This is a genomic window from Castellaniella denitrificans (genome assembly GCF_042653765.1).
Lineage (GTDB): Bacteria > Pseudomonadota > Gammaproteobacteria > Burkholderiales > Burkholderiaceae_B > Castellaniella > Castellaniella denitrificans.
On sequence record NZ_JBHSEZ010000029.1, the window covers coordinates 178,929 to 203,496 of the forward strand.

Annotated in this window: 30 protein-coding genes; 12 read left to right on the forward strand and 18 right to left on the reverse strand. The window is 62.9% G+C overall.

Annotated elements, in window-relative coordinates:
• Positions 1-62: 62 nt before the first annotated feature.
• From ACFO27_RS15885 to ACFO27_RS15900, 4 genes are all read right to left on the reverse strand, one after another.
• Positions 63-920, reverse strand: a complete 858-nt coding sequence (locus ACFO27_RS15885) for a replication initiator protein A (protein ID WP_023087437.1) — start codon at positions 918-920, stop codon at positions 63-65.
• 26 nt (positions 921-946) lie between these two features.
• Positions 947-1,228 carry a helix-turn-helix transcriptional regulator gene (locus ACFO27_RS15890; protein ID WP_003107109.1) on the reverse strand — a complete coding sequence of 94 codons (282 nt, stop codon included), beginning with the start codon at positions 1,226-1,228 and terminating at the stop codon, positions 947-949.
• Positions 1,229-1,311: 83 nt separating this feature from the next.
• On the reverse strand, positions 1,312-2,070 hold the full coding sequence (locus ACFO27_RS15895) for a DUF2285 domain-containing protein (protein ID WP_376818202.1): 759 nt from the start codon (positions 2,068-2,070) through the stop codon (positions 1,312-1,314).
• A gap of 308 nt (positions 2,071-2,378) precedes the next feature.
• Positions 2,379-2,726: a DUF2958 domain-containing protein gene (locus tag ACFO27_RS15900; protein WP_023087439.1), complete on the reverse strand. Its 348-nt coding sequence runs from the start codon at positions 2,724-2,726 to the stop codon at positions 2,379-2,381.
• A 267-nt stretch (positions 2,727-2,993) separates the two neighbouring features.
• Between ACFO27_RS15900 and ACFO27_RS15905 the strand changes: the two genes are divergently transcribed.
• Positions 2,994-3,284, forward strand: coding sequence for a helix-turn-helix domain-containing protein (locus ACFO27_RS15905; RefSeq protein WP_023087440.1), 291 nt, complete (start codon positions 2,994-2,996; stop codon positions 3,282-3,284).
• A 46-nt stretch (positions 3,285-3,330) separates the two neighbouring features.
• On the opposite strand, the gene ACFO27_RS15910 is transcribed toward ACFO27_RS15905, so the two are convergent.
• A complete protein-coding gene (locus ACFO27_RS15910) occupies positions 3,331-3,645 on the reverse strand; it encodes a DUF736 domain-containing protein (RefSeq protein ID WP_023087441.1) in 315 nt (104 codons plus the stop codon).
• Between the two features lie 786 nt (positions 3,646-4,431).
• Between ACFO27_RS15910 and ACFO27_RS15915 the strand changes: the two genes are divergently transcribed.
• Genes ACFO27_RS15915 through arsC form a run of 5 tightly spaced genes read left to right on the forward strand, consistent with a single transcriptional unit; the run spans position 4,432 to position 7,287 of the window.
• On the forward strand, positions 4,432-4,761 hold the full coding sequence (locus ACFO27_RS15915) for an ArsR/SmtB family transcription factor (protein WP_376818203.1): 330 nt from the start codon (positions 4,432-4,434) through the stop codon (positions 4,759-4,761).
• A 12-nt stretch (positions 4,762-4,773) separates the two neighbouring features.
• A complete protein-coding gene (locus ACFO27_RS15920) occupies positions 4,774-5,244 on the forward strand; it encodes an ArsI/CadI family heavy metal resistance metalloenzyme (RefSeq protein WP_376818204.1) in 471 nt (156 codons plus the stop codon).
• A 12-nt stretch (positions 5,245-5,256) separates the two neighbouring features.
• The gene (locus ACFO27_RS15925) at positions 5,257-5,754 is read left to right on the forward strand and encodes an arsenate reductase ArsC (RefSeq protein ID WP_293389218.1); all 498 of its coding nucleotides are present in this window, start codon (positions 5,257-5,259) and stop codon (positions 5,752-5,754) included.
• A 10-nt stretch (positions 5,755-5,764) separates the two neighbouring features.
• Positions 5,765-6,850 (forward strand): ACR3 family arsenite efflux transporter, encoded by a 1,086-nt coding sequence (gene arsB / locus ACFO27_RS15930; RefSeq protein WP_376818205.1) that lies wholly within the window; start codon positions 5,765-5,767, stop codon positions 6,848-6,850.
• 14 nt (positions 6,851-6,864) lie between these two features.
• Positions 6,865-7,287, forward strand: coding sequence for an arsenate reductase (glutaredoxin) (arsC, locus tag ACFO27_RS15935; protein ID WP_376818206.1), 423 nt, complete (start codon positions 6,865-6,867; stop codon positions 7,285-7,287).
• Between the two features lie 41 nt (positions 7,288-7,328).
• Here the strand turns inward: arsC and ACFO27_RS15940 are convergent, their stop codons facing one another.
• On the reverse strand, positions 7,329-8,291 hold the full coding sequence (locus ACFO27_RS15940) for an IS110 family transposase (RefSeq protein WP_376818297.1): 963 nt from the start codon (positions 8,289-8,291) through the stop codon (positions 7,329-7,331).
• Positions 8,292-8,419: 128 nt separating this feature from the next.
• Here ACFO27_RS15940 and ACFO27_RS15945 point away from each other — a divergent pair, with 128 nt between their 5' ends.
• A complete protein-coding gene (locus ACFO27_RS15945; RefSeq protein ID WP_062351793.1) occupies positions 8,420-9,757 on the forward strand; it encodes an ISL3 family transposase in 1,338 nt (445 codons plus the stop codon).
• A 94-nt stretch (positions 9,758-9,851) separates the two neighbouring features.
• Here ACFO27_RS15945 and merA read toward each other — a convergent pair whose 3' ends face one another.
• Genes merA through merT form a run of 3 tightly spaced genes read right to left on the reverse strand, consistent with a single transcriptional unit; the run spans position 9,852 to position 12,194 of the window.
• Positions 9,852-11,546, reverse strand: coding sequence for a mercury(II) reductase (gene merA / locus ACFO27_RS15950; protein WP_046621373.1), 1,695 nt, complete (start codon positions 11,544-11,546; stop codon positions 9,852-9,854).
• A 7-nt stretch (positions 11,547-11,553) separates the two neighbouring features.
• Complete coding sequence (gene merP / locus ACFO27_RS15955) at positions 11,554-11,832, reverse strand: mercury resistance system periplasmic binding protein MerP (RefSeq protein WP_028839823.1); 279 nt, start codon at positions 11,830-11,832, stop codon at positions 11,554-11,556.
• Between the two features lie 11 nt (positions 11,833-11,843).
• Positions 11,844-12,194: a mercuric ion transporter MerT gene (gene merT / locus ACFO27_RS15960; protein WP_376818207.1), complete on the reverse strand. Its 351-nt coding sequence runs from the start codon at positions 12,192-12,194 to the stop codon at positions 11,844-11,846.
• 71 nt (positions 12,195-12,265) lie between these two features.
• On the opposite strand from merT, the gene merR reads away from it, so the two are divergent.
• Positions 12,266-12,727 carry an Hg(II)-responsive transcriptional regulator gene (gene merR, locus ACFO27_RS15965; RefSeq protein ID WP_046621380.1) on the forward strand — a complete coding sequence of 154 codons (462 nt, stop codon included), beginning with the start codon at positions 12,266-12,268 and terminating at the stop codon, positions 12,725-12,727.
• 614 nt (positions 12,728-13,341) lie between these two features.
• Here merR and ACFO27_RS15970 read toward each other — a convergent pair.
• From ACFO27_RS15970 to ACFO27_RS15980, 3 genes are all read right to left on the reverse strand, one after another.
• Positions 13,342-13,530 (reverse strand): hypothetical protein, encoded by a 189-nt coding sequence (locus tag ACFO27_RS15970; protein ID WP_023087442.1) that lies wholly within the window; start codon positions 13,528-13,530, stop codon positions 13,342-13,344.
• Positions 13,531-13,592: 62 nt separating this feature from the next.
• A complete protein-coding gene (locus ACFO27_RS15975) occupies positions 13,593-15,644 on the reverse strand; it encodes a ParB/RepB/Spo0J family partition protein (protein ID WP_074231546.1) in 2,052 nt (683 codons plus the stop codon).
• A gap of 77 nt (positions 15,645-15,721) precedes the next feature.
• Positions 15,722-16,546 (reverse strand): DUF932 domain-containing protein, encoded by an 825-nt coding sequence (locus tag ACFO27_RS15980; RefSeq protein ID WP_013721781.1) that lies wholly within the window; start codon positions 16,544-16,546, stop codon positions 15,722-15,724.
• A 526-nt stretch (positions 16,547-17,072) separates the two neighbouring features.
• On the opposite strand from ACFO27_RS15980, the gene ACFO27_RS15985 reads away from it, so the two are divergent.
• A complete protein-coding gene (locus ACFO27_RS15985) occupies positions 17,073-17,741 on the forward strand; it encodes a DUF6988 family protein (RefSeq protein ID WP_013721782.1) in 669 nt (222 codons plus the stop codon).
• Between the two features lie 30 nt (positions 17,742-17,771).
• Here the strand turns inward: ACFO27_RS15985 and ACFO27_RS15990 are convergent, their stop codons facing one another.
• The gene (locus ACFO27_RS15990; protein ID WP_013721783.1) at positions 17,772-18,122 is read right to left on the reverse strand and encodes a DUF2958 domain-containing protein; all 351 of its coding nucleotides are present in this window, start codon (positions 18,120-18,122) and stop codon (positions 17,772-17,774) included.
• Positions 18,123-18,403: 281 nt separating this feature from the next.
• Positions 18,404-18,910 (reverse strand): RadC family protein, encoded by a 507-nt coding sequence (gene radC / locus ACFO27_RS15995; protein WP_013721784.1) that lies wholly within the window; start codon positions 18,908-18,910, stop codon positions 18,404-18,406.
• 412 nt (positions 18,911-19,322) lie between these two features.
• Between radC and ACFO27_RS16000 the strand changes: the two genes are divergently transcribed.
• From ACFO27_RS16000 to ACFO27_RS16010, 3 genes are read left to right on the forward strand one after another with little or no spacing between them, the layout of a single operon-like run.
• Positions 19,323-20,465, forward strand: coding sequence for a toll/interleukin-1 receptor domain-containing protein (locus tag ACFO27_RS16000; protein WP_376818208.1), 1,143 nt, complete (start codon positions 19,323-19,325; stop codon positions 20,463-20,465).
• 3 nt (positions 20,466-20,468) lie between these two features.
• The gene (locus ACFO27_RS16005; protein ID WP_043565517.1) at positions 20,469-21,056 is read left to right on the forward strand and encodes an SLOG domain-containing protein; all 588 of its coding nucleotides are present in this window, start codon (positions 20,469-20,471) and stop codon (positions 21,054-21,056) included.
• 41 nt (positions 21,057-21,097) lie between these two features.
• On the forward strand, positions 21,098-21,583 hold the full coding sequence (locus tag ACFO27_RS16010) for a TIR domain-containing protein (RefSeq protein WP_011805825.1): 486 nt from the start codon (positions 21,098-21,100) through the stop codon (positions 21,581-21,583).
• Positions 21,584-21,599: 16 nt separating this feature from the next.
• Here ACFO27_RS16010 and ACFO27_RS16015 read toward each other — a convergent pair whose 3' ends face one another.
• From ACFO27_RS16015 to ACFO27_RS16030, 4 genes are read right to left on the reverse strand one after another with little or no spacing between them, the layout of a single operon-like run.
• A complete protein-coding gene (locus ACFO27_RS16015) occupies positions 21,600-22,262 on the reverse strand; it encodes a uracil-DNA glycosylase (RefSeq protein WP_011805824.1) in 663 nt (220 codons plus the stop codon).
• Positions 22,259-23,395 carry a nucleoside triphosphate pyrophosphohydrolase family protein gene (locus ACFO27_RS16020; RefSeq protein WP_376818209.1) on the reverse strand — a complete coding sequence of 379 codons (1,137 nt, stop codon included), beginning with the start codon at positions 23,393-23,395 and terminating at the stop codon, positions 22,259-22,261. The genes ACFO27_RS16015 and ACFO27_RS16020 overlap by 4 nt, the downstream gene beginning before the upstream one ends.
• Positions 23,396-23,398: 3 nt before the next feature.
• Entirely contained in the window at positions 23,399-24,025 is a 627-nt protein-coding gene (locus tag ACFO27_RS16025; protein WP_011805822.1) for an Nmad2 family putative nucleotide modification protein, read from the reverse strand.
• On the reverse strand, positions 24,025-24,492 hold the full coding sequence (locus ACFO27_RS16030; RefSeq protein WP_013721787.1) for a TIR domain-containing protein: 468 nt from the start codon (positions 24,490-24,492) through the stop codon (positions 24,025-24,027). Before ACFO27_RS16030 ends, ACFO27_RS16025 begins: the two co-directional genes overlap by 1 nt.
• Between the last annotated feature and the right edge of the window lie 76 nt (positions 24,493-24,568).

The following is a 24,568-nucleotide window of genomic DNA, read 5'->3' on the forward strand; positions in this document are numbered from 1 at the left end:
GCCTGATAGCACGATACCCCGCACGCCTGATAGCACGACACCATTCACAGGTTTTCCCCGAGTTATCCCCGTGCCGTCTGCGGCACGGGCCGGAACGTCAGCAGTTCCATGCCGTTGTCCGGCATCCTCTCGATGCCCAGGACGTAACCGGGCAGCGACTGCCGCGCGACCAGCGCGCGCAGGTCGCAGGCGAAGTCGTAGGGCTTCGCAGTGCTGCCGGACTTCTGGTGCAGGTAGCGGAAGTCGAATTGCCAGCCGTATTCCTGCTTGCCGCCGTGCTTGCGTACCAGCCGGTACAGCCACCGCTCGATGCCGCCCGTGAGCCGGAAGTACGCCGGGTCGATGGTCAGCACCAGGGCGGCGTCGAGCACGCCCGCATAGAACCAGTCCGGCAGAATCAGCTCGATGCCCAGCGGTGTGCCGCTGGCGTCGGCCAGTTCCTTCCATTCGTTGATCCACGAGAAACGGTGCAGGCGCCGCCCGGTCGTCTCGCGGATGGACGTGGCCACCGTGGTCGATTGCAGGCGATCCAGCGCAGCCTTGAGGCGCTGGTAGTCGCGCAGCGACTTGCCGCGTCCGATGAAGCGCAGGATCTCGTAGGGCGTGGCGCGCATCAGCCGCGACGGCCGCAAGCCCGCGTCCTTCGCTTCCACGATCTGCGAGGCCGCCCATATCAGCACGTCCGCATCCCAAATCGTGGCGATGCCGTGCTCCTGCGTGCCCTCTACGCGGATCGTCACATTGCCCGCGCGGAAGTCGATGGGCTTGACCCGCTTGGACTTGCCGAGCGAGAAGAACGGATAGGCCATCAAATCCTGGCTGTCGCGCGGCGCCATGTCGCCGGGCAGGGCGCGGAACAGGTCGAGCTGTTCGCGCTCCTGCAACGGCCGCTGCCGGGACGGCAGCGCGGTGCTGGACATGGCGATGGCCTGCTGCGCACCGCCGATCAGCGCGCACGGCTGTCAGCCGAGTGGTGCTCGGCGTATTCGGGATCGGAGGTCGTCTCGAAGCTGCGGTCGGCGGCCCAGGCATCGAGGTCGGCCACGGCGTACATGACGCGCCGGCCGAACTTGCGAAAGCGCGGGCCGCCGCCGATCACGCGCTGCTTTTCCAGCGTGCGCGGCGACAGCCGCAGGTACTCGGCGGCTTCATCGTTGGTGAGGTAGCGTTGGGGCTGTGCGGCAGCGGTCGAGACAGTGGCGGCAGGCCGCAAGGGAGCGGGACGCATGGTGTGAACCTCCATCGGTTGAAAGCGCCCGGTCACACAGCGCGACCGGATGGAGGCAGTCTCAGAAAACCAAGCTGTCCTGCTCAGGGCCGTTTTGCGTCGTCCTCAAAACGACCCTTCTCAAGCGGCGGAAGCTGTGCTAGGTGGCGATAGCCGCCGCGCATCAGCGCATCGCCGCGCCGCACCAGGCGGCGCACCTTCGAGCGCAGGCCACCGTCGCTGTACCAGTCGGCCACAGCGTCGGCACCGAACAGTCCTTCGCCCACATCGCGCAAGGACGCGCCCGCCAGAGTCGCGTCGAGCGCCTGCAAGGTGTGCAGCTCCAACAGCGCGGAGGGTGTTGGCCTGGGCGTGGTGGCAGCGAAGGCCGTGCCGGACGCATGACCGCGCACAGCCGCGGCAGTGCCGCCCCGCCGGGCATAGGCCACGGCCATGCCGTCTTCCAGACCGGGCGCCAGGGCAAAGCGCAGGCAATGGCCTGGGCTGCGTGCGATCAGCGCCAGCTTCTTGCCGTCGTGGAATAGCTGTTTGTGGCCTGGGATGTGCCAGAACGCGAAGGCGGTGGCATCCTGCGGCGGATCAGTATCGGGGTAGAGCTGCACCACGGCGGCATGGCCGGGCAGCCAGGCCGGATGCGCGTCGCGCGCATCCAGGGCGGGGTCTTCCAGCAGGCGCAAACCCCAGCGATGCGCTTCAGGTCGGCGGTGACGGCGCAGCCAGTCGAGCCGGTAGTCGGGATGCCTGCGCAGGTATTCCCAGGCCAGTGCGAGCGCATCCAGCCACAAGACGTAGAGGTATGCCGCAGTTGGATACCAATGCGTGACGTGATGGGGATCGACCATGACGCAACCTCCCGCGAACAGGACTCGCCGCCACGGCAGGGCTACGCGCTACATCGCCATCGTCAGAACGTCATGGGTCAAAAAGTGGATGGGGGCTGTCAAGACCGATTGGCTCCGATGCGTTGCGGTATTCGTCTCAATGCTGCGGCGGCAGCGCCCCAATGTGGGGTGCCATACAAGCCAGCCTGCCGCAGCCCGCGCCGGGCATCATCTCTATTTGGATCAGATTGGTGCGGCTACGCCGCAAGAATCTCGATTGAGACCTATCCGGTATGACATCAGACTGAAAAAGTCACAGTAGGCCGTATTCAGTCCGGGATTGCTCCGTCACGCTCGGCCAGCCGGGTGTATTCCGACAGCGTGCGCGTGGGGCGGAAATAGAGGTCGCGCATCACGGGCTGCTGGCGCGGCCCGACGATGCCGGCTAGCTCGGACAGCTTGACGGTTCCCGGCGTCGGCATTCCGATTCCCAGGTCGATGAGTCCCCAGGCGGTGTCGCCATCGGCGGGATCGAGTGCGGCCAACAGCCAGGTCACATGCGCGTCCGGCGTGAACAGCCGCACCACGGGCACCGGGTCGATGACCCGGCCAGCGGCACGGGCCTCGCCGTTGGCGAGCAGTTGCTCGCGCTCGCCCTCGGTGGTGAGTGCGTTCATGGCCGCAATCCCGTCGTCGCTGTCCAATGCCGCCGAACCGCATCCTCGCTTCTGCGTATAGACGTGAAAGCGCAAGCCCACGAACCCGCAGAAGCGTAAAAGCCCGGAAGCGCAATGGGGGAAGTCAGGAAAGGCACGAAGGCGATTCTCCGGGTCTGACGGAATCCGAGAAAGCGGATTTCCGTAAAAGAACAAACAAGGGTCGGAGGCGATATTGAGTTAAAGATAACGTGGTTTTAATTGTGTTGCGACTTGACGCTTCTGTCTATGCAGAAGCGATCCATCCAGCGCGGCCGACCAGCGGGCGCCACCACCTTCGACGCCGAGCTGGCGCAAGCCTTCGGCGCAGCGGTGCGCGCGTTGCGGACGGAGCGCGGGATCGCACAGGAATCACTGGCGAACCTCGCCGGCATCGAGCGTTCACACATGGGCAAGATCGAGCGCGGCGAGCACATGCCCACGCTTGCGATCATTTTCAAGATCGCAAGCGCGCTCGATTGCAGTACGGCAGTGCTGATGACCGCGACGGAAGGCCAACTCGCGGTCGCCGAGAAGTAGGCCGGAAAGGGAGCGCCCCGCCGCAATAGGCGGAGCGCTGCGGCGGTCACGCCGCCTGGGGCTTGCTGCGCGACCAGATCAGGTCGTGCGTGCCGTCCTCACCTTCGATCAGGCGGGCATAGACCGGAGCCGGGAACGAAGGATCGTCGAGGGTCACGGACAGGTAATCGCGCCCGGCCTCGCTTGTCTTCTTCCACGCCGCGCCGATGTCGTGGCCGGCGGCCTGGAGGCGGAAGTCGGGGGCGTTCTCGCTGCTGCCCTTGTCGTTGGGAACCAGCTTGACCTTGACGTTGAGTGTCAGGGTGCGAAGCGTGCCGGTGAAGCCGTCTTTGTCTGCGGTGAAGGTGCCGATGTTGGCCATGATGTTTTCTCCTTTCGGTTGAACAAGGTTCGCGCCCATCGCGTCCTTGTTGTGATCCGGCCGGCGGGGGACGGGCTGGCTGCACCGCTTGCGGTCGAAACGCAGTGGAGAGCCGGGAGGCGAAAAGAATTTGCTGCGCGAGGAAGCCGTGCAGCGGCGGGGAAATTGTTTTCGCCGGACGGTTGCAGCCATGAAGCCCGAGGCGCAGCCGTGCCCCCGCCAGGATTCACAACGAGACAAGGACGCCTTGGGCCGAACCGCTCCGAAAGGAGATGGGGCCGGCTCGGCATCCCCGCTCGAAGGCTTCTCCGGCTCGCCCACTGACGCGGGCCAGGTCAACCACCCGACGACAGGCCAGAACGCCCCTGCCGCACCTTGCGGCGCCGGTCTTGAGGCGTGACGTGGAAGCTCCATAGCGATGCCGGGCGGGTTGTCCGTGAACCGTCCTTCGTGACGTGACGGGCAGGAACCACCAGCGTTGAGGACGGCTGGTATCTGCACAACCTGCCGCAGCAAGCGCCAGCGTGTTCGCCAGCGCCCCGCCTATTGCGGCGGGGCGCTGGCCGGGCCGATCCGGTGTAGCCGGTTCGGCCGCATCGAGGGGCGCCAAGCTGCGCGCGGCGGGGATAGCCCGCAGGGCTTTCCCCTGGAGGCAAGCGAAGCGCGCAGCGCCGTAGGCGCGAAGGCGTGAGCAACTGTCTTGAAAGTCAAGCCTCGCAAGTGCGCAGGCTCCATTCAATTGAAGGCGTCTTGTCAGTGATTCAATAAATGTTGTACTATCGAACAATGAATGAGACCCAAGCCGTTTCCGCCCTCGGCGCCCTGGCCCATACCCAGCGGCTGCGCGTGTTCCGCGCCCTGGTGGTCGCCGGGCCCGAAGGGCTGACGCCCAGCGTCCTGGCCGACCAGCTCGACGTGGCCCGCAACTCCCTGTCCTTCCACCTGAAGGAACTGGCCCATGCGGGCCTGGTCACCATCGAGCAGCAGGGCCGAAACCTGATCTACCGCGCCGACTTCACCCAGATGAACGGACTGCTCGGCTACCTGACCGAGCACTGCTGCCAGGGCGGCGCGTGCGAGGTCACCGAATCCTCCTCTGCCTGTACCTCCTGCTGAAAGGATCTCCCCATGAAGCGCTTTCACGTCCACCTACACGTCGATGACCTGAACCGCAGCATCGACTTCTATTCCCAGTTGTTCGCCGCCCAGCCCGCGCGCGTCGAAGGCGACTACGCGAAGTGGATGCTCGACGATCCGCCGGTCAATTTCGCCATCTCCACACGCGGTAACAAACCGGGCATCGACCATCTGGGCATCCAGACCGACGATGCGGAGGAATTAGCCGTGCTGAAGGCACGCGCCGAGGCGGCCGACATGGCGCTGCTCGACGAGGGCGCCACCACCTGCTGCTACGCGCGCAGCGAGAAGCACTGGATCACCGATCCGCAGGGCGTGGCCTGGGAACACTTTCATACGCTGGGCAGCATCCCGGTCTTCAACGAAGCGGCGCCCGCAACGGGTTCTGCCGCAGCCTGCTGCGCCCCGGCGCGCGGCAAGCCGGTGGGCGTTGCGGTGAAGCCGGCTTCGTCCTGCTGCTGATGTGAGACATCCATGACCACCAACAAGACCTACAACGCCCTGTTCATCTGCACGGGTAACTCGGCCCGCTCCATCCTGGCCGAAGGCATCCTCAATGAATTGGGCCAGGGGCGCTTTCGCGCCTACTCGGCGGGCAGCCACCCCAAGGGCGAAGTCCACCCGCTGGCGCTTGCCACGCTGGAACGGCTGCATATGCCGACCGCCGGCTACCGCAGCAAGAACTGGGATGAGTTCGCGGCGCCCGGTGCACCGGAGCTGGATTTCATCTTCACGGTCTGCGACAACGCCGCCGGCGAGGTCTGCCCGGTGTGGCCGGGGCGCCCGATGTCAGCGCATTGGGGTGTGCCTGATCCTGCAGCCGTTGAAGGCACCGACGAGCAAAAGCGCAAGGCATTCACGGATGCGGCGCTGACCTTGCGCCGACGCATTGAGCTGTTCCTGTCGCTGCCATTGCAGCGGCTCGATGCCATGTCGCTGCAGCACGAGCTGCGCAGCATCGGTACAAAGTGAGGTTGGCGCGATGAGTATTGGAACCCAAACGGCCGGCCGCGTGCCGGCCGCCCCCACCATGAGCGTCTTCGAGCGCTACCTGAGCGTGTGGGTACTGCTGTGCATCGTTGCCGGTATCGCGCTCGGCCAGTTCGCGCCGGGCGTCTTCCAGGCCATCGGCCGCATGGAAGTGGCTCAGGTCAACCTGCCCGTGGGCCTGCTGATCTGGGTGATGATCATTCCCATGCTACTGAAGGTGGACTTCGGGGCGCTCGGGCAGGTCAAGCAGCACTGGCGCGGCATCGGCGTGACGCTGTTCATCAACTGGGCAGTCAAGCCGTTCTCAATGGCGCTGCTGGCCTGGATCTTCATCCGCCAGGTCTTCGCGCAGTGGCTGCCGGCCGACCAGCTCGACAGCTATGTCGCTGGCCTGATCCTGCTGGCCGCAGCGCCCTGCACGGCCATGGTCTTCGTCTGGAGTCGGCTGACCGGGGGCGATCCTGTGTTCACGCTGTCGCAGGTGGCGCTGAACGACACCATCATGGTGTTTGCCTTCGCGCCCATTGTCGGCCTGCTGCTGGGCCTGTCGGCCATCACCGTGCCGTGGGCCACGCTGCTGGTATCGGTCGGCCTGTACATCGTGATTCCGGTCATCCTGGCCCAGCTCTGGCGCCGCGCGCTGCTGAGCAAGGGCCAAGCCGCCTTCGACCGGGCGCTGGAGCGCATCGGGCCGCTGTCCATCGCGGCGCTGCTGCTCACGCTGGTGCTGCTGTTCGCCTTCCAGGGCGAGGCCATCATCCGCCAGCCACTGGTCATCGCCATGCTGGCCGTTCCGATCCTGATCCAGGTGTTCTTCAACTCCGGCCTGGCCTATTGGCTCAACCGCAAGGCGGGCGAGCAGCACAGCATCGCCTGTCCTTCGGCACTGATCGGCGCCAGCAACTTCTTCGAGCTGGCCGTGGCCGCCGCCATCAGCCTGTTCGGCTTCCAATCCGGCGCGGCGCTGGCCACCGTGGTCGGTGTGCTGATCGAGGTGCCGGTGATGCTGCTGGTCGTGCGGATCGTCAACCAAAGCAAGGGCTGGTACGAGTGCGGCCCGAACCCCCGCCAGAGATAGGCAAAGCATTTCCCATGAGCAATATCACGATCTATCACAACCCCGCCTGCGGCACGTCGCGCAATGTGCTGGCTCTGATCCGCAACAGCGGCGAAGAGCCCACGGTCATCGAGTACCTGAAGACGCCGCCTGACCGCGAGACGCTGAAAGCGCTGATCGCAGCAATGGGCGTGCCGGTGCGCGCCGTGCTGCGCGAGAAAGGCACACCCTATGCCGAACTCGGCCTCGATGACCCGAAGTGGGGCGACGAACAGTTGATCGACTTCATGCTCCAGCACCCCATCCTCATCAACCGGCCCATCGTGGTGACCCCGCTGGGCACGCGCCTGTGCCGGCCCTCAGAGGCCGTGCTGGACATCCTGCCGCAGCCTCAGCGCGGCGCGTTCAACAAAGAGGATGGCGAGGCGGTCGTGGACTCTGAGGGCCGCAGGGTCTGAACTCCTCCCGCGCAGGCGATTGGGCATTCTGAATCACCATTTCATGCCTGTGCCAGTTGATCACTCCATGGCCGCCCGCTTTTGACCATGGCATTCATGATGATCAGCAGCTTGCGCATGCAGGCCACGATGGCGACCTTCTTCGGCTTACCTGCCGCCAGCAGGCGCTCGTAGCAACGCCGTATCACGGCGTTGTGACGCATGGCGACGATAGCGGCCATGTACAAGGCGCTCCTGACCGTGGCACGTCCGCCGCAGATGAAGCGTTTGCCGCGGGCCTGGCCCGAGTCCCGGTTCATTGGAGCAACGCCCACCAGCGCACAGATCTGCCTGGCCTTGAGCTGACCAAGCTCTGGCAGCTCGGACATCAGCGTCGCAGCCGTTGCCGGACCAACCCCTTTGACGCTCTTGAGCAAGGCGGCCAGATTGGGTTGATGTTGCGCCAGGTGTTCCGCAATCCTCCGATCCAGCGCTTCAAGCTGCCTTGACAGCACATCCATCAGTTGTGCAATGTCCTGCGCCACCTCCGCATGCGCCATGTGCTTGCGCTGGCGTTCACTGACCAGCAGGCGCACCAGTTGCCGACGCCGAAGCACCAGCGCATGCAGGTATTGCTGAGCCTGGTCTGGCATCGGCTTGATGAAGCGATCTCGATCCGGCCGCAGATTCAGCACCTGGGCCAGTTCAGCCAGCATGCGGGCATCCACGCTGTCGGTCTTGACCAAGCGCCCCATGGCCTTGGCGAAGTCCCGCGCCTGCCGAGGGTTGATGACGACGACAGCGAATCCCGCAGCCTGGAGCGCGCAGGCACAGGCCAGTTGGTACTGCCCGGTCGCCTCCATCACGATCAGCGAGACCGGATGGTTTTTCAGCTCTTCGATCAACGCTTGGTGCCCGGCACCATCGTTGCTGAATATGGCCGTGGGCTGCTCATGCCCGATGGCTACATCCATGGTCTTCTTGGAGATGTCGATACCGACTGCAATTTGATGGGTATCCGGAATCTGGTGTGGGTTTCAGGGTTTATGGCTGTTGTAGCTCTCATTTCAAAAGACGGATTCTAGTGTTGGAACCGAGAACGAGCATGCTAAGCTAGAAACCGGATTTCAGTGTGGGCTCGCCCAGGTGTTGAGTGACCGATTTTCTGCAGTTGCGTAGCCTCAATACACTTGAAGTCGTAGGCGATGACGAGCGCTATGTCGTCAAGGCTGAAGGCGTTGCGCCAGTGGCAACCTGCCCGCTGTGCAAGGTCGGACGTTTGCACGGTCACGGCTCACAAGAGCAGTCGTTTCAGGATACGCCGACGCACGGCAAGCCGGTCGTGGTGTTCATCCAGCGCAGGCGATATCGCTGCATCTCGTGCAATAAGACGCTCTTCGAGCCTGTCGCCGATCTCGACAGCAAGCGTCAAGCCACGGCCCGCCTGGTGCGTTATATCCGTAAAGAGAGCTTCACCAAGACCTTCGCGGCGCTGGCGCGCGAAGTGGACTTGGACGAGAAGACGGTCCGCCACGTCTTTGACGACTTCATCGAGGAGTTCGAGGCCAAGGTCCGGTTCCGGACGCCCCGCATCCTGGGGATCGACGAGCTCAAGATCATCGGCCAGTACCGGGCGATGATCACCAACATCGAACGCAAGACGGTATTCGACCTCCGGCCGAGCCGGGCCAAGGCCGACCTGTTGCCCTATTTCCGCAACCTGCGGGACAAGGACACCATCGAGTGGGTGGCGATGGACATGTACCACGTTTACAAGCAGGTGGTGCGTGCCACGCTGCCGCAGGCGCGGATTGTGGTCGATCGTTTCCATATCCAGCGGATGGCCAATGACGCGCTGGAGAAGCTGCGCAAGCGCATTCGCAAGGATCTGCCGGCTCGGCAGCGCCTCAAGCTCAAGGATGAGCGCTTCCTGTTGCTCAAGCGGCAGCACGATCTGAAGGGCGCAGACATGACACGGGCCCTGGAATGGTTCCGCCAGTTTCCCCAGCTCGGGGAGGCGCACGCCCTCAAGGAAGGCTTCTTGTCGATCTGGGATCACAAGAGCCGTCCGGAGGCTGAAGCGGCATGCGCGACGTGGTTAGGCAACATTCCGCCGGAGCTGGCGGCCACGTTCAAGGATCTGACCACCGCCGTGCACAACTGGCACGACGAAATCTTCTCTTACTTCGAACAACCCATTACCAATGCCTATACTGAATCCGTCAACCGACTGGCCAAAGACATGAACCGCATGGGCAGGGGCTACAGCTTCGAGGTGATTCGGGCGCGGATGCTCTACAACGAGAAGGCGCGCAAGGACGGGGCCGTAGTCGAGACCGTAGATGTCGATGATGACCAGGTATCAACGAACTTCGAGTTCCAGCGAATGACGATGGCATCGATCCGCAAGAAGCAGGTCAGACGCGTGGTCGAATATGGACCTTACATTCCGACGTTGGTGCGGCTGCTCGAAGAGGGGTATTTCGAGTAAACCTTGACCCATCGCACAAGCCCCGAAGCTTCAACCTGGGTGTTTGGCTCAACGGATGAAGCTGAGCATTTGGGCCTGAACGCTCAGCACAGCACTACCCCGCGCAGCAGGACAGTTGCTTCACATCCGTGGTGAAAGTCTGCGCTGCGAGCTTCAGTCCCTCGACCATGGTCAGGTAAGGGAACAACTGGTCGGCCAGCTCCTGCACCGTCATCCGTGCCCGGATGGCGAGCGCGGCCGTCTGAATCAGTTCGCCCGCCTCGGGGGTCACCGCCTGCACACCGAGCAACCGGCCAGTGCCGGCTTCCGCGACCAGCTTGATGAAGCCACGTGTGTCGAAGTTGACGAGCGCCCGGGGCACGTTGTCGAGTGTCAGCGTGCGGCTGTCGGTCTCGATGCCGGCATGGTGTGCTTCGGCTTCGCTATAGCCCACGGTGGCGACCTGGGGATCGGTGAACACGACCGCCGGCATCGCCGTCAGGTCCAGCGCCGTGTCGCCGCCGGTCATGTTGACCGCGGCGCGGGTACCGGCCGCCGCTGCGACGTAGACGAACTGCGGCTGGTCGGTGCAGTCGCCCGCGGCGTAGATGTGCGGTGTGGCGGTGCGCATCCCATTGTCGATGATGATGGCGCCCTGCGCGTTGACCGCGACACCTGCCGCGTCGAGATCCAAGGCGCGGGTGTTCGGTGTGCGGCCGGTGGCGACCAGCAGTCGGTCAGCGCGCAGTTCGCCGCGCCCGGTCGTGAGCACGAATGCTCCGCTTGCAAAGGCCACCTCACTGGCCTGCGTGTGCTCCAGCACTTCGATGCCTTCGTTGCGGAACGCGGCCGTGACGGCTTCACCTATAGTGGGATCTTCGCGGAAGAACAGCGTGTTGCGCGCCAGGAGAGTCACCTTGCTGCCGAGTCGGGCAAAGGCCTGCGCGAGTTCGACCGCCACCACCGACGAACCTATCACCGCCAGCCGCTCGGGAATACGGTCGCTGACCAGCGCCTCGGTGGAGGTCCAGTAGGGGGTGCCCTGCAAGCCGGGGATCGGCGGAATCGCCGGGCTGGCGCCGGTGGCGATCAGGCAGCGGTCGAAGGCGACTGCGCATTCGCCGCCTTCTGCCAGTTGCACGTTCAGATGGCGGTCGTCCAGGAAGCGGGCGTCGCCGCGTAGCACGGTGATGGCGGGAGTGCTGGCCAGAATACCTTCGTACTTGGCGTGACGCAGTTCGTCGACGCGCTCCTGCTGCTGCGCCAGCAAACGCTCGCGCAGGATCGCCGGCGAAGCGGCCGCAATGCCGTCGTCGAACGGACTCTCGCGCCGTACATGGGCGATATGCGCGGCACGGATCATGATCTTGGACGGTACGCAGCCGACATTGATGCAGGTACCGCCGAGGGTGCCTCGCTCGATCAAGGTGACGCGCGCTCCTTGCTCGACGGCTTTCAGCGCCGCCGCCATCGCCGCGCCGCCACTGCCAATCACAGCGACGTGCAATGCCGGCTCTGCATCTCCGCGCTTCGGCTCGCCGTTTAACCCGCCCAGCGTCTTGTTCAACAGGTCCGCAGGCTTGCTCGGCATGTCGGCAGCCTGCGCCCGGTAACCGAGTGCAGACACGGCGGCGACCAGCGGTGCCATCTCCAAATCGGCGCCCGCATCAGCCGTGATTTCAGCCCGCCGTTGCGGATAGGACACCGCTGCCGAACGCACACCGGGGACCTTCTCCAAAGCTTGCCGGACGTGCTCGGAGCACGCCCCGCAGGTCATGCCATCGACGTGCAGTGTGATCGCCTCGGTCATGGGACGATCACTTCTTGACCGTGGAAGGGTAGCCTGCGTTCTCGGTGGCTTTGGTCAAGGCGGCTGGCGTCGTCTTGGTGTCGTCGTAAGTCACCACCGCTTCCTTGGGCTCCCAGGTCACCTTGGCTTCAACGACGCCTTCGACCTTGGACAACGCCTTCTTGACCGTGATCGGACAGGTGGCGCAGGTCATGCCCGGTACCGACAGCGTGACGGTTTTGGTGGCGGCCCAAGCTGGAGCGCTCAGGGCTACAGTCAAAGCGAACAGTGCGACAAATTTCTTCATGACAGTCTCCTTCAGTAGAACAGGGGCATGACGTAGGGGAACGCGAGGGCGATCAGTACCAGGGCGGACACGATCCAGAAAATCACCTTGTAGGCTGTTCGCACCTGTGGCACGGCACACACGTCGTCCGGTGCACAGGCGCGGGCGGGCCGGAAGATGCGGCGCCAGGCGAAGAACAGCGCGACGAGCGCGGCGCTGATGAAGATCGGCCGATACGGTTCGAGCGCGGTTAGGTTGCCGATCCAGGCGCCAGAGAAGCCTAGCGTGATCAGCACCAGCGGGCCGAGGCAGCAGGTCGAGGCAAGGATGGCGGCCAAGCCGCCGGCAGCCAGTGCACCGCGGCCGTTGCTAGGTTTTGCCATGAGGGTCTCCTTCCGGGACTTTGCGTGATGCGCTAACGTTACTTCCGTAGCCAAGTACGGAGTCAAGCGCCATGATGAACATCCCGGAAACCCTGACCATCGGGGCCTTCGCCAAAGCAGCCGGGGTCAACGTGGAGACCATCCGGTTCTATCAGCGCAAGGGCTTGCTGCTGGAGCCGGATCGGCCCATCGGCGGCATCCGCCGCTATGGGCCGACGGACGTGGACCGGGTGAAGTTCGTGAAGTCCGCTCAGCGCTTGGGCTTCAATCTGGACGAGGTTGCGCAATTGCTCAAGCTGGAGGACGGCACCCATTGCCACGAGTCCGCCGACCTCGCGGCAGCGCGGCTGGCGGATGTGCGCCTGCGGCTGGCCGATCTCCAGCGCATGGAGTTGGCGCTATCCCAATTGGTCAAGGCATGCAGTTCGAGCCAAGGCAAGGTGACCTGCCCACTGATTGCTTCCTTGCACCGACATGCGCCAGCAGGAAAAACCCACACTGAAGGCTTGAAACGGACGAGCCTGCGAAACTAGAAACCTACAAGCAAGAACAGTCAGACAAGCAAGTGCTTTAGCTGTCGTCCCACACTAAAATCCGGATACCCAATTTGATTGGCCATGATCTCCGCGTCCCTTCCTTGCAAATGCGAACGACGTTCATGCAACTGTTCGGGCTTTCAGAGATCGGGCGCGAGCATGCGCCCAAGACTCACGCACGGGCTCCATGGGCACCGAGGGATGACGGGCTACATGCTGCGGCCAACCCCGAACCCTGACAGGTCCGGGCGTGACGGCACTGCCGAACACGCACTTCAAAGATACAAGGGATTGAAGTCGAATGGCCGTGACGGTAAAGGCGGCACGGGGTGCAGCCCGAAAGCCCGGCGGCGCATCGCGCCGACACGCCCAGGTCGTTCCAGATTTCCAAGCAGGAAACGCGGACATGCCTCTGATGAAATGGGCGCGGCCTACGCTGCGGGGTATGCACGCGACAAGCCGAAAACTGCCCGCGCACGGCGTGCCGATTCGGCTGTCGGCCTCGAACACCGGGCGCGGCCACTGCCGCGCCCGGATTTGCATTTCACCGCGCCCAGGACGGAACGGCCTGGGCGCGGTACTGATCGCGGTTATTCCTTCGTTTCGATGAGTCACCACACGGCACGCGGCAAGGCGCGGCCCGTGATGGGATGAATGTCTGTGAGGTCGGCGCGGGCCGACCAGCCCGAGGGCGGGCGGTAGCCGCGCACGTCGCCATCGCCATGCCAGCGGTGGGCGCGTACCGTGCCGGGGGAGTAGATCGCCGCCATGCGCGGGCGGCTGGTGGTGGTGCGAGTCATGGGGGCTTCTCCTTCCAGCGAAGCGCCCCGGTCGAGGCCGGGGCGCTTGCCTTCGGCGCGGGTCAAGCGGCCAGCGCCTCGGCGGACTCATCCGCCATTGCTTCGGCATCCTCCGGGGCGTCCTGCTCCGGGCCTGCCTCCTGCACGGCATCCTGCGGGCCAGCGCCCTTGAAGATGGCGGGCATCCAGCCCGTACCATCGGCCAGCCGCTCGGCTTCGCTGGCAATGTCGGCCTTCTTCAACTTCGCCAGCCGGGAAACCTGCTCCGGCGCGTACTCGCCCACGGCTTGCAGGATCGCGGCCTTGGAAACGTGCTTGAAGTAGCCTTCTGCGGTCGGCTTCCACCATGCAGCCATGTCGAGGCCCACGGCCTGCGCCAGTTCCGCGCCGGGCTGGTGCGGCGTGGCGCGAGGCGTCACCACGTCCACCGTGGAAGCCACGCACACGGCCAGCAGCCGCACCAGTTCGTCTTGCGGCTTCGCCAGCAGCGCGGCGAATAGTTCGGCGTTGTCCTCCGGCAAGGCTTCACCGGCGACCTGTTGCAGTTCGCGCAGCGCCACGGCGGCGGGCGATTCCGGCCAGTCCGGGGCCATGCCTTCCAGTCGGTCTTGCACTTTCAGGCTCACGCCGAGCGGCAGGTCGTGGCCGTAGTGGCTTTCCTGCAAGACGGTCTGCACCATGCCATGCACCAGCGCGGCCAGCGCGACGTGCGGATGCCGTGCGACTTCGATTTGCAGCGCCGCCGTGCGATGGGCGCTCAACCACTGCGCCAGCCGGTCGGACAGGCTCGCGGCCTTGGGCGCGTCGTCGGCGTCCTCGTGCTCGTCGTTGGCGGCTTCGCCTTCGGTGCTGCCGAAACCGCGCCGCAGCTTTTCCAGCGTGCGCAGCGCCTTCGCCTCGGCTTCGCGCAGCAGGCCGCGATGAATGACGGCCTCGCCGTTGCGGTCGATGGTGACGATGGCACCGGCCACCTCGCGCACATCGGGGGCATAGCCGTGCAAGGCGTCCTCCGCGTCTTGCAGTTCGCCGACCACCTGATCGCGACGCTGTTCCAGCTTCTCGGCCTTGGCCTCGTCCTCGGCGTCGCAAGCTTCTTCCAGTTCGGCGTCGATCTTTTCGAGGCGGGTTTCCAGCGAGGCGATGCGGCGGGCCTCGCGGGTGGTCGGCTCGCGGCGGTGGCGCGGGGCGTTCTGGAACGCCTGCCGTTCCTCGTAGGCCAGATGCGGTACGGCCTCCACCCATGCCCAGCCCTCGGCGCGCACGTCCTCGGCCAGCGTTGCCAGCTTGTCGCGCACCAGCGTTTCCAGCACTGCGGTATCGGTGAGGTAGGTTCCGGCATCGCCTTCCGCGAACAGGTCGCGGCGGATGCCGCCGCCTGCCTGCTGGTAGGCGTCCAGCCCGACGAAGCGCACCAGCGCGTGCGTGGCGTCGATTTCGCGCTCGGTCAGGCGCTCGCGCAGCTTGGACGGGCTGCGCTGCCATTCCGGCGCACCATAGAACGCCGCTTCCTGCGCGGCGTGGTCATCGGTGATGGTCAAGGCCATCAACTGTTCCAGCGTCACGCCACCGGCCCGGTAGTCGGCCATGAGGCGCGGCGAGACGTTCGCCAGCTTCAAGCGGCGCTGCACCACCAGCGGGGACACGCCGAAGTCGGCGGCTATGTCCTCGATGGGTCGGCCTTCCTTGACCAGCGCGGCGAAGGCCGCGAACTGGTCGGCGGGGTGCATGTTCTCGCGCTGCACGTTCTCCGCGAGGCTGACGGTACGAGCGGACGCATCGGGCACCAGCAGGCACGGCACTTCGTAGTCGGCGGGGATGCGCTTCTTCTTCGCCAGCAGCTTCAAGGCGGTCAGGCGGCGGTCGCCTGCCACCACCTCGTAAGCCTCGCCATCGGCGGAAAGGATGACGATCAGGTTTTGCAGCAGGCCGATGCGGGCAATGCTCGCGGCCAGTTCGGGGATGGACTGGCGCGGGGTCGTGCGGACGTTGCGCTTGGAGCGGCGCGGCAACAGTTGCGACAACGGAACCAAGATCAGGTTCTTGGCCGGGTCGGCCACTTCCAGCGGTGAGGCGGCTTCGATGGCGACGGCTTCGGTTTTGAGTACGGCGTTCATGGTGATTTCTCCTAGCGGTGGGATGCAGCAGCGAGAGAAGCGGCAAGGGCTGCTGCCTGCCCCTGCCGCGTGGGGATTCAGGCTTTCAACTGGCGCAGGCCATCGGCCAGCAGCCACAGGGCGCGATTCAGGCGCACGCTTTGGTCGATGCCCTGCACGGGCCGGGTGGTCTGGCGGCGGCCATTCGCTGCGCGGGCGGACAGGCCGCCTTTGGTCAAGTTCTCCTGCGTGCGGTTGAACACGCTCCACAGGTCGCGGCGGTCGTCGTCGTGGCGGCGCGGCATCAGGATTTGCGATTCCGTGATGGGCGCGGGCTTGTCCTCGTCGTACTTCAACGCCAGCGCAGCACGGGCGAACACTTCCGATTCCCCGGCGTCCAGCGTGATGGCGCGCATGGCATCGCGCGATTCCTGCGCCCGGTCGAAGCCGTGCAGGACTTCGTAAGCGCCTTCGATGACGTGGGCTGCTACGTCGCCCTTGTGCGGCACGCGCACGTCGGCCACGGTGTCGCCGCAGACAAGGCCATTGCTGCAAACGAAGCGAAACATCCCGGCCAGCATCTGATAGCTGCTGGTGCCGTCATGGGAGTTCAGCAGGATGATTTCGTTGGCCTCGCGTCCGTTGATCTGGCTGGCATGGCGCAGCCGGATCATGTGCTTGGTGTAGTCGCGGCGGTCGTCGTGGCGCACGCGGGTTTGCGTCACCATGAAGGGCTCAAAGCCTTCCCCGCGCAGTTCTTGCAGCACGGTTGCGGTGGGGATGTAGCTGTACCGCTCGGAGCGGCTTTCGTGCGGTGCCTCCGCGAAGATGGACGGGGCCACGGCCCGGATTTGGTCATCCGACAAGGGACGTTCCGAACGCAGCACCGGGGAACGGGAAGCGAAGCGGGATGCGATTTGCATAGCATTTCTCCTGACAAAGAAAAAAGGTTTGCTGTTCACCGCATACCGGATTCCTAGATTCGGAAGCCCAGCCTTTCGGCTGTTCGGTGCGGTCGGCACGAGGAACCCGGTTGGCCCTGTTGCCACCGTCTTTCCTGAGTTCATCGCCCGCGACGGTCAGGAGCGCGCGGACGGGGGCCGTCAAGGAGGCAAGCGCAGGGTGGGTGCGGCCCGCAGGCGCAGCCGAGGACACGGCCCTGCGCGCCTTGACGGCACACGGCCGCGGGCTACAGTCGCGGTGAAGGTGATGAAGTCAGGGGAGACGGCTGGACATGGCCACGGCCCCTCAATACGCCGACCGCACGGCAAGCGAAGCGCGCAGGCCCGGATCTAGGAATCCGGGCCGGAGGCGTCAGCCGAGCGGAGCGAGGGAACGATGGAAGCCCGAAGGGGGCGAGACTCGCGTAGCGAGGCTCGATGCGCAGCACGACAGCGCGACCGGCCATGTTTCTTGGCCGGGGACGCACGACTGTCCTACGATCCCTCTATGGAGGAAACCATCATCAACAACGACGATCGTTTGGAGCACATGCTCCACCGCTCCAATGCCTTGCACGAACGTCTGGATGAACTACTGGGCGACGCCGATTTCGATGGATCGCCCCGTGGCGAGTCAGCTCTTGGCATGTGCCTGGTCGCTATGGAGCATGCAACAGCGATGCGAGCATTGATGGCGCTGCGACTACCCTCGTCCGCCGTCGGCCTCATGCGCCTGCAGTTCGAGGCCCTGACGCGGGCAATGTGGCTGCTCTACGCAGCCAGCGACGCAGCGATCGACAAGCTGCTGGCGCCACTGACGCTGCAGAGCGAACAGGCGGCCAAGAACTTGCCTGGCGCCAGCGAAATGATTGAGCAGATCGGCAAGCGAGTCGGACAAGGCGCGCCGGCGGCTGCGCACCAAATGCTTTCGCATTTCAAGGATGTGACCTGGCACGGCATGAACTCGTTCGTGCATGGCGGCATTCATCCACTGCGGCGCAGTGCCGACGGCTTCCCGGTCGATCTTGCGCTACAGGTACTGCGCAGCTCGAACGGTCTGACGACCATGACCGGCATGACGATGGCAGTCCTCACCGGCGACGAGGCCGTGGCCAAGCCCGTGAGTAAGATCCAGCCGGCATTCGCCGACTGCCTGCCGGATCTCCTGAAACCTTGAACGAGGCATCTTGCGACGCCCCGCGCGAAATCATTCGATGATCCGCCCGGCCAGCCGCGCATCGCGCGCATAGGCACTCAGGCGCTTCTCGGCACGGAAGTGCAGATCGCGTTCGACCGGCAACCCGAGCCGCCCGCGCACGGCCGCCAGCTCCTGCAGGCTGACCCAGCCGATTTCCGGCATCCCCAGGCCCAAATCGCACAGCCCAAAGGCGTGGTCGTGGTCATCGGGATCAATCTCGGTCAGCAGCCAGGTCGCGCCGGCGTCCGGCGTGAACAGCTTGACCACGGGGGCCGGATCGAAGTCCGGGTTCTCCAAGGATTCGCGGCCGTTGGCCAGCAACACGATGCGCTGCTCGTCGGTGATGAGTGCGTTGTTCATGGTGAACTCCTGAAAGGAAGCCGGGCGGAATTGCCCGACCCTTCCGGGGCACGGCGCAGCGCAAGCAGTCAGGGGTCAACGACGGCCGCCAGGACGCAAGCGCCATCGGCGCGCAGCCCTTGACGGCGAGAACGCCGTGGCACGATGAAGGGAACAGCAAGACCGCCTCCCTCGCACCTCCACGCACCCGGGTTTTCGGCAAGTGCGCAGCACGCGCAGGCCCGCGAGGGCCGGAGTTGCGCCGCCGGGCGCAGCAAAAAGGGGGCCGAAGCCCCCAATGGTCAAAGCAGGCCGCGTTCGGCGAATGACGTGGTGCGAGTCCCCGCAACGATGACGTGATCCAGCGTGCGAATGTCCACCAGCGCCAGCGCCTGCCGAAGCTGCGAGGTCATCGCCTTGTCGGCCGCGCTCGGCTCGGAGTTTCCGCTCGGATGGTTGTGCGAAACGATGACCGCCGCCGCATTGAGCCGCAGCGCCTGCTTCACCACCTCGCGCGGATGCACCTCGGCGGCGTCGATCGTGCCGCGGAACATCTCCACGTAGTCGATCAGCCGATGGCGCGTGTCGAGGAACAACACCGCGAAGACTTCGTGCTCGAAGCCGGCCAGCTTGGCGCGCAGGTAGTCCTTCACCGCCTCCGGCGAAGTGAACGCCTCGCCGCGCTGCATCTTCTGTTCGATGACCTGGCGCGCGGCTTCCAGAATCTGGTCGGCGTCCGCCAGCCGATAGCGCCCACGGCCATCGCGCACCATCAGCGGGGTGTCGAGAGTGAGGGTCAGTTGCGACATGATCGTGCTCCGGTTGCTCGGGCGGAATTGCCCGGAACCGGTGCCAGCACGGCGCAGCGCAAGCAGTCAGGGGTCGCAGACGGCCGCCAGGACGCAAGCGCGCATGGCGCGCGCCGCCCTTGACGGCGAGAACGCCGTGGTACGGTGAAGGGAAACAGCAAGACCGCCCCATGCCATACACGAACCCTGGCAAGCGGAGCGCGCAGGCCCAGCAGGGCCGGAGGCGTCAGCCGAGCGTCGCGAGGGAACGATGGAAGCCCGCAGGGGCGAGACTCGCGCAGCGGGGCTTGATGCGTAGCACGACAGCGCGGCCCGACCGGGGACGCCCGAAATCGGCTATCTTTGAAGGAGATTCCCGCATTGGGTTTCGTAAGGTCAGATAGGCGAGAACACTGAAATCACAAGGAAGAGCATGGCCGCCCTCTATCAACTTGCAGTGCTTGGTTCGCCAACCGACGCCCAGATTTCTGAGCTTGAAGAAATCGTCGGAACTGCCGTAGGCATGTTCAACTTGCGACTAGGACATGAAGTTGGATGGGAGGTGCGCCCGGAAGCGTTTAACCCCGACCAACAGCGCTCATCCGCTGCAGTATTTTTCGGGGGCGACAATCCACCTCTCGCCAACGTGGCGAAGTTGCTGGAGCGAGGCATCCCGCTACTGCCGATAGCATCCGACGTCAATCGAGTTAACGCAGAGATTCCTGAATTACTGCGACCTCTCAACTGCTTAGCCTATGCCGCCAACGGGTCACAGCGTGTCGCGACCGCTTTACTTGAGTGTGCGGGGTTGCTACCTCGCCAGCGTCGAGTGTTCGTAAGTTACCGCCGGGGCGAAGCCCGTGAGGCAGCCTTGCAGCTCTTTGACGCCTTATCTGCTCGGCTATTCGATGTGTTTCTCGATACGCATGGGATTCCACCTGCGGAAGATTTTCAGACGATGCTATGGCATCGCCTTTGCGATTCCGACGTTCTTGTGATGCTTGACACGCCAGGCTACTTTGAAAGCCGCTGGACAAGCGCAGAGTTCGGACGCGCTCTGGCGAAAGGCATCAGCGTCTTACGGGTTGGCTGGCCAGACTGCACGCCATCTGCGCGAACAGCCACCGCCAGTCGCGCAGAATTGTTGCCCGACGAAGTGGATGCGGCCACAGGACGCCTCGCGGACAGCGCTGTGGAGCGAATCTGTCTACAGCTCGAAGAAGTTCGCAGCCAAAGCCATGCGGTCCGTTCCGTCAATCTAGTGAGCAATTTGCGCAACACTATTCAAACGATTGGCGGTCAACTTGTCGGCGTTGGACCGAACAAGGCGGTCTATATCCGACTGCCGGATGGCCGGAATGTCGTCGTCTACCCAACAGTTGGTGTCCCCACGTCGACCACGTTGCATGACGCATCCACCAATTCGCCAGATCAATCGGTTGCCGTCGTTTACGATCATGTTGGCTTGCATCCCCGGTGGCTGGGGCATTTGGACTGGCTGGGCCAGCATATCCACTCTGCGCGGTGGGTCAAAGCCAGCGAGGCTGGATGGCAATTTGCGGACTGGGAGGCCTGAATCGTGAGCGCAATCTTCCTTTCAGCCAGTGTCCCACTTGTCGGCCGCGGCTCGTATCACGAGACCGCCAATCCATTCCTCATCCAATGCGCTGTGAGGGAACTGGTCATGGCCGTCATTCGTCAGCACAAGATCGTGTGGGGAGGCCATCCCGCTATCACGCCTATGATCTGGAGCATTTGTGAGGATTTGGGTGTCGATTATTCTGGGGCCGTGGTTCTGTATCAGAGCACGTTCTTCAAGGATCGTTACCCGGAAGAAAACGACCGTTTTCACAATGTAGTATTCACCAATGCAGTTGCCGGTGACAGAGAGGCGAGCCTGCTGCTAATGCGGGAAGAAATGCTGTCGCGCGATGATCTCGTTGCCGCTGTTTTCATCGGCGGCATGGAAGGAGTGGAAGCCGAGCATGAACTCTTCAGGAAATTCCACCCCGCCGCCAAAGTTCTGCCCGTACCGTCGCCAGGCGGGGCGGCCTTGAACTTGGCCAAAGATCAAGGTTATTTCGCCGATGCGGATCTTGGTGATGTGGACTTCGCGCAACTCTTTCACACGCACCTCGCATTGAACATTCAAGGTGCAGCGAGTTGAGTCTCCTCTGCAGATTTACATGATCCAACAAAGGACTCGCCATGCCACGGAAAATCTTCTATAGCTTCCACTATCAACGCGACAGTTGGCGCGCCTCCAAGATACGGAATATTGGTGTTGTTGAGGGCAACCAACCAGCAAGCGATAACAAATGGGAAGAAGTGAAGCGAGGCGGCGAGGCCGCAATCAAGCGCTGGATCGACGATCAGCTGCAAGGACGGACATGCACAATTGTTCTGGTCGGAGCCGAAACGGCGAATCGCCCCTGGATTCGATATGAGATTGAGCAGTCATGGAATAGTGGCAAGGGACTCTTGGGGATACGAGTCCATAAGCTGCTGGACCACAACCAGCAACCATCAGTTGCCGGGGCCAATCCATTTGACTCATTTACCTTGAACGACGGTAGAAAGCTATCCACCGTCGTCCGCATGTACGATCCACCAGGGGCCACGAGCAGTGCGGCCTATAACCACATCAGTGACAACCTGTCGGGCTGGATTGAAGCGGCGATCGCTGCGCGCTAAGAAGCCAAGCCTCTCGTCAAAACAACGACCCAGTGCTCATGGGGCGCCCATAGAGCTCCGAGATTTGCCTCTGGAACTGGGTCTGTCCTCCATAGCTAGGATGCCTCACGCAAATCACGGGTACGGAATCCGTGATGCGATGGGCCGCAGCGGCGGCATCGTTGCCGATGGCGACGATGCGAGAGGGACGTAGCAAGACAATGAGCTGTTGGAGCAGTTCTTCGCCGGCTCGCCTCTCACGCGCGTTGTGCTGCCGGTTGGTGAACGGATCTCCTGATTCGTGCGGATGCAGAGGGAAAACGTTCCAGAGGAAGATGCGGGCATCAATATGTTCCAGCATGCCCCATATGACCGCGGCGGTTCGTTCGGCCACAGCACTGCCTATCGTCGGCCGTTCGGCGACCTGGTCGAGATTCCAACGCCTAGCGTGCTGGCTTATGTGAAGGTCGTCGGTCAGGGCTAACCCAGTGCGGCGTCCTCCGCGATATCCGAGGTCTCGTCCAATCCATATCGCGTCTACGGGTTCCTCGGTTGCACGACGCAACATGGCGGACAGTGCAGCAGCACGGCGACGTGGTGCATCGCGTCGATCATGAACTTCACAACGATCCGAATACGGATTGAAGCAGTCTTCGAACTGCAGAGAAGCAACTGCATCAACGAACGGGTGGATCTTCATTTTTCAGACTCAAGTGGCATGTATTTGATGGTGCGTTGTTCTCGGTTTCCAATGATCCAGCCGCCTTGATTTTCCTTGAGCTGGCGAAAGACAGCATAGCCATCCAGGATTGCCTTTTCCCAGAGCTTTAGCGGACATTTCTCCACTTCGTAACCACTCACGAACTCACCAATGGTCTTGAGAACCCCAAGTGAGACCTTTTCCTGATTCTCGAAGAAATTCAGCTCCTTGGCTCTGGAGAAAATCCACGCTGAAAGCCCTTCTTCCACGACGATGGCCCGACCACTGTCCTGCTCTTCATCGTATTTCGGATTGCTCTTTCGCTTGTGCTTGATCAATGCCCGCATCACAGGTGACCAGTGCAGGATTGCTGCATAAGAAAAGTGGAAGACATCATGGAACCGGTAGCCATCGCGATCGGCAATGTTGTCCGTCAGAGGGTCTCCAATGAATACGCCCTTCCATTGGAGGTAACTCTTGCCACTGCCTCGCTGATTGACCCGGATTTTGAAATCCCTGGGTAGCTGTTCCTCAATTCCAAACTCACTGTCGAAATCAAGGCCAGCCAGGTCTTCTGCCTGCGGCTCCAAGAACGCGCCGCGAGCTTTCCGGAGATTTCCGCGAGCCACCTCAGAGAACGCAAGTTCGGCCACATGAATTGCATCCAGGTAAGCCCGTGCGAAAGCAATCAAGTCTGCGCGTGCAGGCGTACTTCCAAGTAGCGCTGCCGCTGACTGCCCCAAACGCACCAAGGTGGCATCCAACGAAGCAGTCGCGGCGACAGGCACAGCGATATAGGCTAACGCACCTTCGGTGATGTCACTTGCAGCGCCCACATTCTTGAAGTTTCCGTGGTTCGCAGCTTCCGAGAATATCTCTTCGAGAGGAATCTGCAGGCGCCTGCAGATTGCAGCCAAATACCAGAGGGTGTCGCCAAACTCTTCTTCTGCCGCCTTCTTGAAACCCGGGTAAGCCGTTCTCTCTCGAACACTTTTCTTGGCCGTAGCCATTATTCCGCCGACTTCTCCGTATAGACCTTGGAGGACAGGATTGAAGTCATTCGGGTTGAGTACGTCTGTGGCTGCAATTTCCGCAGCGTAATCCGAGAGCAAGAGGGAGCCTTCCTTTTTCATCGGTCACCTGCGAAGAGTCAGCCATTCGAATGGAGCGCCCTGATAACCGCTCACGTCAAAGCTGCGAATCCATTTCTCAAGGTTCGCAATCAGTTGCGCATCGTCAAAGGTGGTTAGACCTATTCCCGTTTTGCATAAGGGCCGATCTTGCTGGTCTTTCAGTTCCTCGGGAAATTCCGGACCCTCGCCCCCGAAGTACACAAAATCATTACTGATCAGGACCCTGTTGACGCCCGTATCACGGGCAACATGGTCCGGGTTGAGCGTGCCATTGGGGCGGGAATGAAATGAGTCTCGCTGCTGCCAAGCGGCTCCAGGCGCGGCCCTGAAGTAGATGTTGTCCCCGCAACTTTGCTTCCGACTCCCATTGCGGTACGGCATCTTGTATTCAAACCGTGGATCTGCGCCATATTCGTCGAATGTCATCGCCTCGGTAACGCGCATCGCGTACACGAGACGCCCGCCACGTCGGACAGTTCTATCATTGCTGCCACTGCCGACCACCCAATCACCGATGTCAGCGGATCGGCGGATATTGGGTTTGCAGGTCGCAAGCGTGCAGTAGCCATAGAAAGGGTTGGGCGCGAAACCACTGTCGTATCGCACCACATAGGAGTGAATGCGAGCCATCAGCAGGGATGCCGCTTGAGTGGAACCGGGTCGCAGGCACCACCGTCTGGCTTTTCCCACGAGTCCTTCCCGTTGATCGCGTCAATGATCGCATCGCCGTTCCACCCAACCAAGGCGTCGGCATATTCTTTCAGGGCCTCTGGAAGGTCGCATTCCTTCTCGCCATGCTCCCAAACACCGACAATGCGCTTGCCCTGTTTGGCCGCATATTCGATTTCCCAGTTCACCCAATCGCTATTCTTGGTCTGGGGCGAAACGTAGCAAATGAACACTCCAGCCCAGTTGATGGCAGGGGCAAGGATCTGCGTCTTTATGTAGTGCTCATCGGTGGCATTGTTGAACTTCCCTGTATGGATGGAGGAATCCCTGACCTCGATCCCTTTTGGAGCTAACAGATCCTTCAGCTTCTGGAGTCCGTGATCGTCCTTATGGACATGGCTGATGAACACGTTCCTTTTCTCTGCCACCTGTCACCTCCATTGTTCTTACATGGTTTGAAGATCGTAACTGTGTTTTCGGCCGCTGTGGCAGGAAATGCTGACC

Excerpts from the sequence above, each read along its gene's own strand:
- merR (WP_046621380.1), top strand. The coding sequence starts at position 12,266 with ATGATGAACATCCCGGAAACCCTGACCATCGGGGCCTTCGCCAAAGCA.
- ACFO27_RS15975 (WP_074231546.1), bottom strand. The coding sequence starts at position 15,644 with ATGAACGCCGTACTCAAAACCGAAGCCGTCGCCATCGAAGCCGCCTCA.
- ACFO27_RS15970 (WP_023087442.1), bottom strand. The coding sequence starts at position 13,530 with ATGACTCGCACCACCACCAGCCGCCCGCGCATGGCGGCGATCTACTCC.
- arsC (WP_376818206.1), top strand. The coding sequence starts at position 6,865 with ATGAGCAATATCACGATCTATCACAACCCCGCCTGCGGCACGTCGCGC.
- ACFO27_RS15895 (WP_376818202.1), bottom strand. The coding sequence starts at position 2,070 with ATGGTCGATCCCCATCACGTCACGCATTGGTATCCAACTGCGGCATAC.
- ACFO27_RS16025 (WP_011805822.1), bottom strand. The coding sequence starts at position 24,025 with ATGGCTCGCATTCACTCCTATGTGGTGCGATACGACAGTGGTTTCGCG.
- ACFO27_RS15900 (WP_023087439.1), bottom strand. The coding sequence starts at position 2,726 with ATGAACGCACTCACCACCGAGGGCGAGCGCGAGCAACTGCTCGCCAAC.
- ACFO27_RS16000 (WP_376818208.1), top strand. The coding sequence starts at position 19,323 with ATGGCCGCCCTCTATCAACTTGCAGTGCTTGGTTCGCCAACCGACGCC.
- ACFO27_RS15985 (WP_013721782.1), top strand. The coding sequence starts at position 17,073 with ATGGAGGAAACCATCATCAACAACGACGATCGTTTGGAGCACATGCTC.
- radC (WP_013721784.1), bottom strand. The coding sequence starts at position 18,910 with ATGTCGCAACTGACCCTCACTCTCGACACCCCGCTGATGGTGCGCGAT.
- ACFO27_RS15980 (WP_013721781.1), bottom strand. The coding sequence starts at position 16,546 with ATGCAAATCGCATCCCGCTTCGCTTCCCGTTCCCCGGTGCTGCGTTCG.
- merT (WP_376818207.1), bottom strand. The coding sequence starts at position 12,194 with ATGGCAAAACCTAGCAACGGCCGCGGTGCACTGGCTGCCGGCGGCTTG.
- merP (WP_028839823.1), bottom strand. The coding sequence starts at position 11,832 with ATGAAGAAATTTGTCGCACTGTTCGCTTTGACTGTAGCCCTGAGCGCT.
- ACFO27_RS16010 (WP_011805825.1), top strand. The coding sequence starts at position 21,098 with ATGCCACGGAAAATCTTCTATAGCTTCCACTATCAACGCGACAGTTGG.
- ACFO27_RS15890 (WP_003107109.1), bottom strand. The coding sequence starts at position 1,228 with ATGCGTCCCGCTCCCTTGCGGCCTGCCGCCACTGTCTCGACCGCTGCC.
- arsB (WP_376818205.1), top strand. The coding sequence starts at position 5,765 with ATGAGTATTGGAACCCAAACGGCCGGCCGCGTGCCGGCCGCCCCCACC.
- ACFO27_RS15915 (WP_376818203.1), top strand. The coding sequence starts at position 4,432 with ATGAATGAGACCCAAGCCGTTTCCGCCCTCGGCGCCCTGGCCCATACC.
- ACFO27_RS15885 (WP_023087437.1), bottom strand. The coding sequence starts at position 920 with ATGTCCAGCACCGCGCTGCCGTCCCGGCAGCGGCCGTTGCAGGAGCGC.
- ACFO27_RS15920 (WP_376818204.1), top strand. The coding sequence starts at position 4,774 with ATGAAGCGCTTTCACGTCCACCTACACGTCGATGACCTGAACCGCAGC.
- ACFO27_RS15990 (WP_013721783.1), bottom strand. The coding sequence starts at position 18,122 with ATGAACAACGCACTCATCACCGACGAGCAGCGCATCGTGTTGCTGGCC.
- merA (WP_046621373.1), bottom strand. The coding sequence starts at position 11,546 with ATGACCGAGGCGATCACACTGCACGTCGATGGCATGACCTGCGGGGCG.
- ACFO27_RS16020 (WP_376818209.1), bottom strand. The coding sequence starts at position 23,395 with ATGAAAAAGGAAGGCTCCCTCTTGCTCTCGGATTACGCTGCGGAAATT.
- ACFO27_RS15905 (WP_023087440.1), top strand. The coding sequence starts at position 2,994 with ATGCAGAAGCGATCCATCCAGCGCGGCCGACCAGCGGGCGCCACCACC.
- ACFO27_RS15925 (WP_293389218.1), top strand. The coding sequence starts at position 5,257 with ATGACCACCAACAAGACCTACAACGCCCTGTTCATCTGCACGGGTAAC.
- ACFO27_RS16015 (WP_011805824.1), bottom strand. The coding sequence starts at position 22,262 with ATGAAGATCCACCCGTTCGTTGATGCAGTTGCTTCTCTGCAGTTCGAA.
- ACFO27_RS15910 (WP_023087441.1), bottom strand. The coding sequence starts at position 3,645 with ATGGCCAACATCGGCACCTTCACCGCAGACAAAGACGGCTTCACCGGC.